At 68.2% G+C, this 12,559-nt stretch carries 13 protein-coding genes and 1 pseudogene; 10 read left to right on the forward strand and 4 right to left on the reverse strand.

Annotated features, from left to right (window positions below; genetic code table 11):
- Window positions 1-162 precede the first annotated feature (162 nt).
- Both ABZT17_RS30055 and ABZT17_RS30060 read left to right on the forward strand, forming a co-directional pair.
- A complete protein-coding gene (locus tag ABZT17_RS30055) occupies window positions 163-771 on the forward strand; it encodes an aerial mycelium formation protein (RefSeq protein ID WP_356353275.1) in 609 nt (202 codons plus the stop codon).
- A 62-nt stretch (window positions 772-833) separates the two neighbouring features.
- Window positions 834-2,093, forward strand: a complete 1,260-nt coding sequence (locus ABZT17_RS30060; RefSeq protein ID WP_356353277.1) for a GNAT family N-acetyltransferase — start codon at window positions 834-836, stop codon at window positions 2,091-2,093.
- A 217-nt stretch (window positions 2,094-2,310) separates the two neighbouring features.
- Here ABZT17_RS30060 and ABZT17_RS30065 read toward each other — a convergent pair whose 3' ends face one another.
- Window positions 2,311-2,496 carry a hypothetical protein gene (locus ABZT17_RS30065; protein ID WP_356353279.1) on the reverse strand — a complete coding sequence of 62 codons (186 nt, stop codon included), beginning with the start codon at window positions 2,494-2,496 and terminating at the stop codon, window positions 2,311-2,313.
- A gap of 171 nt (window positions 2,497-2,667) precedes the next feature.
- On the opposite strand from ABZT17_RS30065, the gene ABZT17_RS30070 reads away from it, so the two are divergent.
- Entirely contained in the window at window positions 2,668-3,582 is a 915-nt protein-coding gene (locus tag ABZT17_RS30070; protein WP_356353281.1) for a GntR family transcriptional regulator, read from the forward strand.
- A gap of 36 nt (window positions 3,583-3,618) precedes the next feature.
- On the opposite strand, the gene ABZT17_RS30075 is transcribed toward ABZT17_RS30070, so the two are convergent.
- Window positions 3,619-3,807 carry a hypothetical protein gene (locus tag ABZT17_RS30075; RefSeq protein WP_356353282.1) on the reverse strand — a complete coding sequence of 63 codons (189 nt, stop codon included), beginning with the start codon at window positions 3,805-3,807 and terminating at the stop codon, window positions 3,619-3,621.
- A 168-nt stretch (window positions 3,808-3,975) separates the two neighbouring features.
- On the opposite strand from ABZT17_RS30075, the gene ABZT17_RS30080 reads away from it, so the two are divergent.
- Together ABZT17_RS30080 and ABZT17_RS30085 are read left to right on the forward strand one after the other, a co-directional pair.
- Window positions 3,976-4,854: a GntR family transcriptional regulator gene (locus tag ABZT17_RS30080; protein ID WP_356353283.1), complete on the forward strand. Its 879-nt coding sequence runs from the start codon at window positions 3,976-3,978 to the stop codon at window positions 4,852-4,854.
- Window positions 4,854-5,591 carry an HAD family hydrolase gene (locus ABZT17_RS30085; protein WP_356353285.1) on the forward strand — a complete coding sequence of 246 codons (738 nt, stop codon included), beginning with the start codon at window positions 4,854-4,856 and terminating at the stop codon, window positions 5,589-5,591. Before ABZT17_RS30080 ends, ABZT17_RS30085 begins: the two co-directional genes overlap by 1 nt.
- Here the strand turns inward: ABZT17_RS30085 and ABZT17_RS30090 are convergent.
- Complete coding sequence (locus ABZT17_RS30090; protein WP_356353287.1) at window positions 5,582-5,770, reverse strand: hypothetical protein; 189 nt, start codon at window positions 5,768-5,770, stop codon at window positions 5,582-5,584. The genes ABZT17_RS30085 and ABZT17_RS30090 overlap by 10 nt on opposite strands.
- 171 nt (window positions 5,771-5,941) lie before the next feature.
- Here ABZT17_RS30090 and ABZT17_RS30095 point away from each other — a divergent pair, with 171 nt between their 5' ends.
- Window positions 5,942-6,832, forward strand: coding sequence for a GntR family transcriptional regulator (locus tag ABZT17_RS30095; RefSeq protein ID WP_356353289.1), 891 nt, complete (start codon window positions 5,942-5,944; stop codon window positions 6,830-6,832).
- Here the strand turns inward: ABZT17_RS30095 and ABZT17_RS30100 are convergent.
- Entirely contained in the window at window positions 6,801-7,640 is an 840-nt protein-coding gene (locus tag ABZT17_RS30100; RefSeq protein WP_356353291.1) for an HAD-IA family hydrolase, read from the reverse strand. The genes ABZT17_RS30095 and ABZT17_RS30100 overlap by 32 nt on opposite strands.
- A gap of 168 nt (window positions 7,641-7,808) precedes the next feature.
- On the opposite strand from ABZT17_RS30100, the gene ABZT17_RS30105 reads away from it, so the two are divergent.
- The 4 genes and pseudogenes from ABZT17_RS30105 to ABZT17_RS30120 all read left to right on the forward strand — a co-directional run.
- Entirely contained in the window at window positions 7,809-8,888 is a 1,080-nt protein-coding gene (locus ABZT17_RS30105; protein ID WP_356353293.1) for an aminoglycoside phosphotransferase family protein, read from the forward strand.
- Window positions 8,889-9,127: 239 nt separating this feature from the next.
- Entirely contained in the window at window positions 9,128-11,230 is a 2,103-nt protein-coding gene (locus tag ABZT17_RS30110; protein WP_356353295.1) for an aminoglycoside phosphotransferase family protein, read from the forward strand.
- 35 nt (window positions 11,231-11,265) lie between these two features.
- On the forward strand, window positions 11,266-11,877 hold the full coding sequence (locus tag ABZT17_RS30115) for a TetR family transcriptional regulator (protein ID WP_356353297.1): 612 nt from the start codon (window positions 11,266-11,268) through the stop codon (window positions 11,875-11,877).
- Between the two features lie 69 nt (window positions 11,878-11,946).
- Window positions 11,947-12,420, forward strand: a pseudogene (locus ABZT17_RS30120) (AAA family ATPase); the annotation flags it as partial.
- Window positions 12,421-12,559: the final 139 nt, after the last annotated feature.

Consider the following 12,559-nt stretch of genomic DNA (forward strand, 5'->3'; position numbering starts at 1 on the left):
TGATGCCGTGCGCGGGGAAGGGCCTCGTCAGCGGCCGCCCCGGGACCTCTTTTTGATCCTTAAGCGCCCATCTGGGGCCGTTCGGGGGCACTCGGTCACATAGCGGCCACTTGGGGTGGGACGATGCTCCTCACACGCCGGTCGAGGGGACGGTTGAGGCACATGAGCACACCGAGTACCGGGCGGCAGCCCGCCTCGTGCAGAGGAGAGCGGTCGTCGTCACGCCCGCCCGCACAACGTAAGGACAGTCCGATCGGGCTGGGCGGCCCGCAGCTGCCCGCAGATCCGCCCGAGCCCGAGCTGACGGCCCTGCGCCTGTCCGAGCTGCGCACCCTGCGCCGGGACGCACAGCGCGACGAGGCCGACCTGAGCTATGTGCGACGGCTGCTGCAGGGCCGTATCGACATCCTGCGGGCCGAGCTGGCCCGACGGTCGCCCGCGGGCGCGGCCTCCGTGGTCGAGCGGCTCCCGGAGATCCTGACGGACGCCCCGGCCCGGCAGCGCTCCTCGGCCCGCCATGTCACGCTGGGCACCCCGCACAGCGCGGAGTACCGGCAGCTGGCCGCCGACATGCTCGCCGAGGTCGAGCTCTCCGACCTGGACGCGCGGACGGACCTGGAGCTGAACACCGCGATGGGCCGGCTGGTCCGCTACGAGCAGCAGGTCTCGCGCCGCCGTCAGCGGCTGCAGCGGACGACGGACGAGTGCAGCGCGGAGATCGCCCGCCGCTACCGGGAGGGCGAGGCGCAGGTGGACGACCTGTTGATGTGACTCGTCGTGGGCGGCGCGGAAAACCGCGCGACACCCCACGGCCGTGGATCTACCGTGACCTCATGACTCGCGCGCGCTCCGACATCGACGTCCGTCCGATCACCGAGGCCGAGTTTCCCGAGTGGCTCCGTGCGGTGAAGGCCGGGTTCCTCCAGGGGCCCACCGTCGACGAGGCCGAACTCGAGGCCCGGCGTGCCCAGTTCGAGCACAACCGCTATCTCGGGGCGTTCGACGGGGACCGGTGTGTGGCGACGTTCCGGTCGTTCGCGCAGGAGGTCACCGCGGTCGGCGGCGCGCCGGTCCAGGCCGACGCGGTCTCCGGGGTCACCGTCACCGCCACCCACCGCCGCCGCGGGCTGCTCACCCGCATGATGGGCCAGGACCTCGCCGAGGCGAAGGAGCGCGGCGACGTGGTGGCCACGCTCATCGCCGCCGAGTACCCGATCTACGGCCGCTTCGGCTTCGGCCCCGCCACCTCCGCCGCCGAGTGGACCGTCGACATCGCACGCAGCGGCCTCGACGCCCGCCGGCCGGGCCCCGAAGGCGGCGCCCGGATCGATCTGGTGGACGCCGAGGACGTACGCAAGATCGGGCCCGAGCTGCACGACCGCTTCCGCCGCGCCACCCCGGGTGCCGTCAGCCGCGGCGACTGGTGGTGGCAGCTCAACACCGGTGCCCTGCGGGTCGACGCGAAGTGGACCGAACCGTTCTTCGCCGTGTACCGCTCGGCCGACGGCACGGTCGAGGGCCTGGTGGCGTACGAGGTGGACGACAACTGGGGCGACGGCAAGCAGCCGCTGGACACGGCGACCGTACGGGGCCTGATCGCCACCACCCCGGCCGCCGAGCACGCCCTGTGGCGCTATCTCGCCTCGATCGACTGGGTCACCCACCTCAAGACCGGCCCGCGCGCCCCCGACGACCTGCTTCTCCTTCTGCTCCCGGACCCGAGGGCCGCCCGGATCACCACACAGGCGGACTGGCTCTGGGTGCGGATCCTGGATGTCGTACGGGCTCTGGAGGCGCGGACGTACGACACATCGGGTTCCCTGGTCCTCGACGTCACCGACCGGGCCGGCTTCACCGGCGGCCGCTACCGCCTGGAGGCGTCGGCGGAGGGCGCCGGATCCTGCGCACCCACGACGGACAGCGCCGATCTCGCCCTGGATGTCGCGGAGTTGGCGCGACTGTGGCTGGGCGACGAATCGGCGCTGCGGCTGGCGGCTCTCGGCCGGGTGCGGGAAGAACGAGCGGGCGCCGCCCGGGTGGCCGACGCCCTGCTGCGTACGTCCGGGCGACCCTGGTGCCCGGACATGTTCTGAAGCTCCTTTCGCTGGACGGCGGTTGGTGATTCATCCGTAGCCGTGCTCTTCAGTTGTGACTGTGCTGGGCTGTGCTTGTTCAGTTGTGACTGTGCTCGGAGAACTGTTCAGTTGTCGGTGTTCAGTTGTGGCTGTGCAGACCGATCGGGCTCCCGGCTCCCCTCCGGAAGGGAGCCCGGCCGGCCGAACCGGGACGAGACCGGCGGGCTGTGTGCCTTCAGCCCGACTGGGCGAGGAGCATCACGAGGATGATCGCTCCCAGGCCGCTGATGGCGGTGCTCCTTGCTCTGAGGCCGATGGACAGGGCGGCGACGGCGATGACACCCATCACCCCGAGCTTCCACTGGACCAGCTGATCGAGTCCGACGGCGAGACCGGCGATGACGAGGGCGAAGAGCGGCATGGACGGTCCCTCCTTCGGGCGAGGAGAGGGACCGCTGGTGCGGCCAACCCTCCAAAAGTTTGACCATGTTGCTGAAGTTGGCGACCAACTTCACTGTACTTATCTCCGCTTGGAAGCGTCTCATAACCACCTTTCCCGGAACTGCCGAAAGATGGCGGGAAGTTGTAGTGTTTGGTCGTGGACCCGAAACACGCCTCCGTCAATGGAGGGACGAGGTCACAGCGGCCACAGAAGTCACACCAGGAGGTGGCCGCAGAGCTGCGCGACCGCATCAGGTCGGGTGAGCTCCGCCCGGGCCAGCGCATGCCCACGCAGGCCAGGCTGGCCGACGAGTTCGGAGTCGAGCGCGGTGCCGTACGCCAGGCGCTGCGCATCCTGCAGTCCGAGCACCTGCTGACGAACGTGTCGAAGGGCGCCCCCGCGACCGTGGCCCCCGGTCCGGGCCTCGGGTCCGCCCTGACCGGCCCCGCGGCGCCTCCGCTGCCCACCATGGTGGCGCTCGCCCCGCGTATAGCGGACGCCTTCGCCGCTCCGCACGTCGAGATAGACGCCCTCTGCCTGACCTCGGTCTCCCTCAACCTCGCGATCGGCGAACCGCTGCGCCAGATCCACGCGGGGCGACTGAATCCAGCCAAGGTGGACGTCCGAGTGCTGCTGCCGAGCCGTGACATCGACCTGGCCTTCCCGACCCCGGTGGACCCGTCCGTCGACGGCCGGCTGCAACGCCACTGGCTGGCCCAGCGCAACGCCCAGGGCCAGGTCCTCAAGCACAACCTGCTGGCCCTGCGGGCCACGCACGGCATAGACGTCCGGGTCACCTTCCGCGCCCTTCCCTTCACCCCGCCCGTGAAGCTCTACCTGCTCAACGGCATGGAGGCGCTCTTCGCGTACTACACGCTCACGCGGCGCGCGGAGGAGATCGACCACGAACAGCTGGAGATGTACGACGCCGAGGGCACCCAGTCCATGCTGTTCGCCTTCGAGCAGGGCGCCGGTCTGCGCGACACCACCTTTGTCGAGCAGTCGCACCTGTGGTTCAACGCACTGTGGGAGACGATCAGTTCGGAGCTGACGCTCACGAGCTGATGTCTCCCACACCATCTGACCAGGTTGTTTCCTCACTCATAGAGCGGGCCCCGCGACCAGCAGCGCGAGCACGACAGCCCCGACCGAACTGACGGCCGGGTTTCTGGCTTTGATGCCTATGGTGAGCAGGAGCAGGCCGATGACCCCGGCGGGGCCGTACTTCCACTGGACGGTCTGGTCGACGCCGACGACGAAGATGGCGGAAAGGAGGGCGAGGGCGGGCACGGTGGTTCTCCCTTCAGGCGGTGGAGCGGGAGATGGTGAGCCCAGGAGGCTAAACTTCCACCAACTGAGCTAAGTTGGTAACCAACTCTGATTAAGTTGTCCCCACTTGGTACCTACTAATAAACAAGTCATCAACAACTCCCCGTAGATGGATCGAAGTTGTAGCGTTTGGTCGTGACCCAGGAGAACGTGGCAGTGAACGGCAGCAGAAGGCTCTCGCCCCAGGAGATCGCCGACATCCTGCGGGAACGCATCAACAACGGCGACCTGAAGGCCGGCGACCGCCTGCCCACCCAGGCGGAGCTGGCGGACGAGTTCGGGGTGGAACGGGGCGCCGTCCGCCAGGCACTACGGGTCCTCCAGGAGGCCGGCCTCCTGACGAACGTCAGCAAGGGCAGCCCGCCGCGGATCGCGGTGCCCGCGCCGGCGCTGGGCGAACCCCAACCGACGATGGTGGGCCTCGCCCCCCGCCTCACGGAGGCGTTCGCGGTACCGAACGTCCGAGTCGACGCGGCATGTCTGACCGCCGAGACCCTGATGCTGGCCCTGGGGGAGCCCCTCCGCCGCATCCACGCGGGCGAGATACGCCCCGAGTCGATCGACGTCCGTCTCCTCCTCCCGTCCCGGGAGATCAATCTGGCCTTCCCCATCTCGGTCGAGGGCCGGGGCGACGAGGACCCGGTCCACCAACGCTGGCTGGAGATGCGCAACGCCCAGGGCCACGTCCTGCGCCACAACCTCCAGTCCCTGCGCTCCTCCCACGGCGTAGACGTCCGCGTCACCTTCCGCGCCCTGCCGTTCACCCCGCCCATCAAGCTCTACCTGCTCAACGGCTCCGAGGCGCTCATCGCGTACTACATGATCACCAAGCGGGAGGAGGAGTGGGACAGCGAGAGGCTGGAGATGTACGACACCCTGGGCGGCGACTCGCTCCTCTTCTCCTTCGAGCAACGGGCGGGTCAACGGGACGCCGCGTTCCTCGAGCAATCCCAGAAGTGGTTCGACGCCCTCTGGGAAACCATCACGACGGACCTGACACTCTCCTAGTGACTAGTGATACGACGCAGACTGATCCGGTGACGACAGAGACTGGGAACCTGCAGGAGCTGATCACCAACGCCCGCTTCGTGCTGTTCGACTTCGACGGTCCGATCTGTCGACTGTTCGCGGGGCACACCGCCGAGAAGGTGGCGGGTGAACTCGTCGCCTGGCTGGAGCGGCAGGGGCTGCGTGGTCTGCTCACCGAGGAGGAACGCGTCCATCCGGACCCGATGGTGGTGCTGTACGCCGTCAACAGACGGCATCCGCACAGCGATCTGGTGGCGGAACTGGAGGAGAGATTCACCCAGCAGGAGCTCAAGGCCGTCACCTCCGCCATGCCGACGGCCTACGCGGATCCGCTGATACGGACCTGGAGCGCGGTCGGCAGCCGGCTGGCCGTCGCCACCAACAACTCACCCCGTACGGTCTCCGACTACCTCGGCGTCCGCGGTCTGGCCGGCTGTTTCGCCCCGCACATCTACGGGCGCACCCCCGAACTCGACCTGCTCAAGCCCCACCCGCACTGCCTCAACCGGGCGTTGAACGCGATGGGCGCCGCGCCCTCGGCTGCCCTGATGATCGGTGACGCCCCCACGGACCTGGCGGCCGCCGAGGAGGCGGGCGTGCCGTTCCTGGGCTACGCGCGTAATGAGTACAAGGCGACGCAGTTGAGGCAGGCGGGCGCCCGGCATGTGGTCCCCTCGCTGCTGCCGGTGCTGCGGGTGCTCCGGGATCAGGTCTGAGGAGCCGCCACGGCCAGCATCAGCAGGGCGGCCCCGACGCCCGCGCACTTCGTGCTGCGCGCCTCGATCCCGATGCCCAGCAGGAGCAGGCCGAGCACCGCGGGGATCCCGTAGCGCTTCTGGAGCAGCTGCCCCATGAGAAGTGCCGCTGCGGAACCGACCAACTGGACGACCAACACGGGCCCCACCCCTGTCCGCTCCCGAGAACCGATCAACTACCCGTCCAATTGGACTGGTTGCCGTGAATTGGTTGTGCCCTGGTCGCTTGATCCCTTAACGGGCAGTCAAACTGGATGGCTGATTGGGCTGAAAATGGTGTGCCCGAGGGCGCGGAGGGATACGGTCGCCGTGTGAGCGACGGCAATGCCGGCGACGGCACCGGCAAGGAATTCGAGCGTGTCGCGGCGGAGTTGCGGGCACGCATCGCCGGTGGCACCTACGCGGAGGGCTCCTCCTTGCCGTCGCAGCGTGAGCTGGCCGAACAGTTCGGTGTCTCCCGCGACACCGTGCAGCGGGCGCTGAGGGAGCTCAAGAGCGAGCACTGGATCGAGTCCCGGCAGGGCAGCGGATCCCGGGTGATCAGGACGCAGCGGATCAACTCTCCGTCGAGCAGCAAACGGCCCGACCGCACCGTCACGTTGGGACCGCTCATCGCCCGGGCCTTCGAACAGCCCGAGGTGACCTTGGACGTCTTCACGCTCACGTCGGAGTCACTGGACGCCCACATACGGCTCCAGATAGAGGAGATCAGGGCCGGGAACATCACCCCGCGGCGCATCGCGCTCCGTATGTTGCTGCCTTCCGAGTCGCTGGAGTTTCCCTACTGGCGGACCGACGACGGCGTTCATGACCAGCGCTTGAGGGAGCGCCTCCTGGCCATCGCGCGCCGCCACGCCGCATCGCTGCAGGGGGTTCTCCGTGATCTCAGGACCTTGCGCCTGGTCCCCCAGGTGGAGTTCGAGATCCGCCGGGTCCTGCTGGTTCCGTCGTTCAAGCTCTATCTCATCAACGGGGCGGAGGCGTTGTACGGTCCCTACGAGGTCTTCAAACGGCCGATAACACTCGAGGACGAGGAGATCGAGGCGATCGACGTGTTCGGTCTCGGTGCTCGGCTCACCCATCACGTCAAGGACGAGAACGATCCGTTCTCGCAGGGCACCGTGTTCGTGGAGACCATGCAGACCTGGTTCGACTCGGCTTGGGAATTTCTCACGGAGCGGCCGGCCCCGATCCCCGACTGATGGTGATCAGCCCACGTGCGGCCGCTACGACGGGAAGGTGCGAGAGGACCACGGAATGCGCTCCGTATTTCCTCATCTCCACTCGCCGGACTTCGTCCTGTGTGTAACCGAGGAAGGGCGTGCCGACCGATTGGGCCGCTTTCAGATCGGTGATCTGGTCTCCCACCAGAAGGCAGTGGGAGGGCTCGATCCCGAGGTGGTCAAGGGCGCGTTCGACGCAATGAGGGTCCGGTTTCATGTGTCCCGCGTTCTCGGGGTCCCTGCCGAAGACCTCGAACTCCCCCTCCAGGTCCAGCTTTCGGAGATACATTCGGATCGGACGCTCGGCGTTGTTGCTCACGATGGCCAGCCGCCTGGGGAGTTCGAGCAGTAGGCGCACGAGAGTGACGAAGTGCGGCGCGGTCCGGGCTTCGAGGACGACCTCGCACTCGAACTCGGCGACGATGCGCTCCGCTTCCGCGAGCGGGCTCGGGTCGAGTTCCCCGTGCGGCCGGCGGTCGTACATGTCCCTGAGGCAGCGGAGGACGCCGTGCGAGTCGTCGCAGAACTCGACCTGGGGATCCAGCTCGCGCCAGACCCCTTTCGCCATCCGCCTGATCTTCTTCGCGACGGGCGATGTGGACTCGTCGCCGAAGAGGTCGCACACGGGGCCGTCGAAGTCGAACAGCACGGCTTGTGCGGAATCGAGCAGTTCCCGGACGGCGGCCTGCTCTTCGATCGTGTCTGTCAAGAGACCTCCTCGGTGGTCGCGACCGAGTCTCTCATCGAGGTCCTGCGCCACCAACGCCGCAGGTCGGCGCAGGTTCACCCGGTAATTGCCCATGGGCGTGGCGTCGTTCGCGCGTGCGCCGGTTCGCCCGGGACGGCGATGGGTGCGGCCGAATGGAGGGGTTGTCCATCGCGACAGGAGGCCGGTGGAGTAACGTCCATCACCCCTTACCTCATCGGTACCACTGGAACGGACTGACCCCAGAGAATGACATCCGACCTGGTCTCCGGCGTTCGGCGGCGAGCCGAGGCGCTGAGCGACGCCTCGAGCGTGGTCATGGGTCCACTCAGGGGGTACCACCACGAGACGTACGTCCTGGATCTGCCGGGCGGCAGACAGACCGTCAAGTTCCGTGAACCGCGCGCCGAGATCCTCTGGTACGACCGCCGGTGCTTCATGTCGGAGGAGGAACTGCTGCGGGCTCTGAGGGGGCATATCACTCGTATCCCCGAGGTCCATGACATCGCGGGTATGAGCATGCAGGAGTTCATCGTGGGGCGGACTCTCGGATCCCGTCCCTGGGCCGGTCGCAGTGTTCCCGATCCGGTCTTCGTCCAGATCGTCGACCTCTTCCGGGAGATGTCGCGGATCACGCCGGCGACCCTGTCCGCCGTGGAGCGGCGGTGCACCGTGGAGGACCGTCCCAAGGACGGCGACACCCGTGGATTCCTGGAACGGCTCATCGTCTTCACCGAGGAGCAGGTCTACCAGAAGAACAGCGCCCGATTCGAAGGTCTCTTCACGGGACTCGGGGTGGGCGGTGACGCGTTCGTGCGGATCAGGGAGAGGGCGTTGGGAATGGAGCGGCGCCCCTTCTGCCTGTTGCACGCGGACCTCCACCGCGAGAACCTGATCCTTGATCCGCAGGGCAGACTGTGGGCCATCGACTGGGAGTTGGCCATGCTGGGCGACCCCCTTTACGACTTGGCCACGCATATCTACCTGACGAAGTTCCCGGCGGATCAGGAAGACCGTATGAAGCGGGAATGGCGTCGGGTGATCGACGGAACGCTCACCGGGGGATCGGACGGAATGGAGCGGGATCTGCCGGTGCTCCTCGATTTCAAGAGGGTGCAGTCGGTGTTCACCGATGTCATCCGGGTCTCGCTCTCGCTGTGTGAGGGCGGGGATTTCAATTGGGCGAGCCTACTTCCGGCCGCCCGGAAGCTGCACAGGGTCCTGGGTAAAGCCGCCGAGCCGCTCGGGCTCAAGAGGATGCCGGGCCTTGCGCAGATCGTGGCCGAGCTCGTCCGCTGGTCCCGCAAGGAGCTGCCCGAAGGCGTCTGAGACGTACGGGATTTGACGCTGGGGCATCGTTACCGTTCTGAGACTCCTGTGCAGCGCGTGAGACCTGGGTCACTGTATGTTCGTGCCACTGGAGCCGCGCCTCTGCTCTAGCATGCGGCGCACATCGGCACTGCCACCGTCCTGAGCAACACCCGGAGCGCCCTGTGGCTGCAACTCCCCGTCCTCCCCGTCGCGTTGGGGGACGAGCCCCTCGTGATGACGATGTCGTCAGCGCGTTCGTGCGTCTCGCCGAGACGAACGCGCTGGCGAGCAGCGGCCATCACAACGACAACTACGTTGTTCCGCTCCCCTCGGACGTGGCGGGGTTGGTCCGCCGCGTCGCCGGAACCCCCGTGACCGTTCGGGTCCGACGCACGGACGCGTTGCCTGTGGTGATCCGGACCTGGCAGGACGAGGCGCGGATCCTGGACGCCCTGGAGGGCAGGCTCCCCCGACCCGAATGCCTGTGGACGGGGTCGGGCTTCGCCCTGCACACCTACGTCCCGGGGGTGCCGCTGTCCAGCCTGTGCGGGGACTACGAGGAGGTGCACAAGTCCCTGGTGAGCGCGGTGGCCTGGCTGTTCGCCCGGATGGCCGAGGTGCCCCGCGACGCGCTGCCGGCGCTGCCCGCGGATTGGCCGGCCGACCACCGGGACAGCCAGGCCTTCCTGCGCGCACTGGCACTCGCGGCGGACCAGCAGATCCGGCAGGCCAACTGGGCCGCTTACGGCGGACTGTTCAGGATGCTCGGTATCTCCGGGGACGCGCTCCGCCGGTTCGCCGAACGGGTTCCGGAGATGACCCGACGTCCGTACAGCCTGCTCCACGCCGATCTGCACCGCGACAACCTGATCGTCTCGTACGACAACGAGCCGCCCCTGATCTGTGTGGACTGGGAGCTGGCGACATACGGCGACCCCCTGCACGATCTCGCGACCCATCTGGTCCGCATGCGATACCCGTCCGACCAGTGGCAGGAAGTCATCGACACATGGGCGGACGTCATGGTCCAGGTACGCCCGGAGGCCGTCAGGGGCATGGAGGACGATCTGCGCCACTATGTGAAGTTCGAGTACGCGCAGTCGGTGTACGCGGACGTCATGCGGGCGGCGGAAGCCCTGAAGAGCTCGTCCGACCGCAGAGGCCTCGACGTGGCGACCACGCGTGTTCGCGAGGCCCTGGAGAGGGGTGCGGACGCGCTGGAGCTGCGGAAGGTGCCCGGCCAGGGAGACATCGAGCGGACCCTGTTCCGGTGGCGGGCTGCCCGACGGAGGGGCGAGAGCCGCTCGGGCGCGGCACGGATCGTATGGAAGCCGGACCGGCGGGTTCCGGAGCACCCGGCCTTCTCTCATGCCGCCGTGACCGCGGCTCTGATGCAGGAGGCGGTGACCCCGGCCGATCAGATCTTCGAAGGAACGACTCACCTCAATTCGCTGGTACGGGTGCCGGGAGGCGCTGATCCGGTCATCGTGCGGCGCAAGTTGCCCGAGCCCCGGCGGCTGGAACGCTGCTACCTGAGTGAGCACGCCGTTCTGCGGGCCATCGAGCTGTCCGGGGCGCCGGTCCCGTCCCCCCGGGTCCTGGCCCTGGGGGAGAGCGAGCCGGGGAATGCGTTCACCGTCATCAGCTTCGTGGGGCCTCGCGACGGCTCGGCGCCCGACCATCCGGTGGAAGGGCTGAGCCCCCGTGAGGCCGACGCCCTGGTCGACCATCTCGCCGCCCTGACCCAGGTGGACTGCCGTGCCCTCGACCCCGCTTCCCACCAGGGCGACTTCTACTGGTGGATCTACGATCAGCTGGTTCTACTCGTCGGCGACCTGGGGCAGGAGTCCAAGGACCTGGCCCGCCAGCTGGGTCTGCCCAACGCCGCGGATCTGCGCAAGATGCTCTCCAAGGCCAAGGTGACCCGCCGGGAACCGTCCCTGCTGCACGGGGCCCTGAACCCCTGGAACCTCGTGCGCCGCGGCGACCATCAGGCTCTGTCGATCATCGACTGGGAGATGGCGCTCATCGGCGACCCTCTGTATGACCTGGTCCGGCACATGCACCTCACACCGACGACCCCGGACATCCGCCGGCGTATGTTCGACCGCTGGAAGAACCGGCTGCATCCCAAGTACACCAAGGACTGGGAGCAGGACTGGCGCGTGTACCGAAAGCTGGAGTACGTGCGTTCCGCATACGTCGACCTCGACCGCATGGTCACCCGGGCCGGCCGGCACGCGCCGAACGTCCGCCGTGCCGTCGCCTCGTACGCCCGCACACTCTCGACGGCCGCCGCCCTCCTGGAGATCCCGGTGCCCGAGCCGAAGAATCGGTATCTCACCATCGCGCTGAGGTAGATCGCCCCCTCGCCGCGATGCGTAGGCTCACGTCCATGACCGAGCCCGGCCTGCGTGAGCGTAAGAGACAGCGGATGTATCAGGACGTCTCCGAGACCGCCATCCGGCTGTTTCTGGAGAGGGGGTTCGACGCTGTCTCCGTGGCCGAGGTCGCCGCCGCCGCCGAGATCTCCAAGCCGACGCTCTTCCGGTACTTTCCGGCGAAGGAAGACCTCGTGCTGCACCGGATCGCCGATCACGAGGGCGAGGCCGCGCGGGTGGTGGCCGAGGGGCCGACGCCGATCGCCGCGTTGCGGCGGCATTTTCTCGACGGGCTCGAGCGGTGCGATCCCGTCACCGGGCTGAACGATCATCCGCGGGTGCTGGCGTTCCATTCGCTGCTCTACGGGACTCCCTCCCTCGTCGCCCGCGTCCACGCCTACCAGCAGCGTTCCGAGGCCGCTCTCGCCGACGCCCTCGGCGGGGATCTGGACGCGCGGCTGGCCGCCGGGCAGATCGTCGCCGTGCAGCGCGTCCTCGCCCTGGAGAACTGGCGGCGGATCGCGGCGGGGGAGGCGGTGGAGGCCGTGCGGGGCGATGCGGTGGCGGCCGCGGAGCGGGCCTTCGGGCGGTTGGCGGCCGGGCTGCCGGACCTCGCCCAGCCCTGAGTCTCGGTCCACAGTCCGAGGCCCGGTAAAATATTTAACTCGGTCACATTATTTCGGTACCCTCGGCCCATGACGTCAGCCGACCCCGCCCTGAAAGCGTCCCTCCACCACGAACGCGCCCACCACGACCGCTGCCGTGCCGCCCTCGCCGCCATGGTCGACGGTGCCCAGGAACAGGTCGTCGTGGGCGAGGACGTCGCCGCCTCCGGAGCCGACGCCGAAGTGCTGGGGTACCAGCTGCGCAGCCACGCCAAGCACATGCGCGAGCTGCCCGAAGGGCCTTTGTTCTTCGGACGGTTGGACCTCATCGAGGGGAGCGGGGGAGCCGGCGGGCGGCAGGCCCTGCACATCGGGCGGCTGCGGATCAGTGAGGCGCCCGCCGCCCCGCCCCTCGTCGTCGACTGGCGCGCCCCCGTCTCCCGCGCCTTCTACCAGGCAAGCGCCCGTGATCCACAGGGTGTGGAGACACGCAGACGGTTCGGATGGGCGGCAGGCAGCCGCGGTGACTCCGCCGACCTCACCGGACTGGAGGACGAGCACCTCGGGAGAGCACCCGCGACGGGCCGGCTCGCGGCGGCGGATACGCAGGTCAGCAGCGCAGCGCGCCTTCGGCGCGCGCCGGGGGCGTGGTAAATCCCGTGGCGCGCCCGGGGTGCTTCTGTCTGCCCTGACGTGGGCTGCT

The organism is Streptomyces sp. NPDC005648, assembly GCF_040605395.1.
Taxonomy (GTDB): Bacteria; Actinomycetota; Actinomycetes; order Streptomycetales; family Streptomycetaceae; genus Streptomyces.

Coding starts and splice junctions, on each gene's coding strand:
- ABZT17_RS30055 (WP_356353275.1), top strand. CDS start 163: ATGAGCACACCGAGTACCGGGCGGCAGCCCGCCTCGTGCAGAGGAGAG.
- ABZT17_RS30060 (WP_356353277.1), top strand. CDS start 834: ATGACTCGCGCGCGCTCCGACATCGACGTCCGTCCGATCACCGAGGCC.
- ABZT17_RS30065 (WP_356353279.1), bottom strand. CDS start 2,496: ATGCCGCTCTTCGCCCTCGTCATCGCCGGTCTCGCCGTCGGACTCGAT.
- ABZT17_RS30105 (WP_356353293.1), top strand. CDS start 7,809: ATGACATCCGACCTGGTCTCCGGCGTTCGGCGGCGAGCCGAGGCGCTG.
- ABZT17_RS30115 (WP_356353297.1), top strand. CDS start 11,266: ATGACCGAGCCCGGCCTGCGTGAGCGTAAGAGACAGCGGATGTATCAG.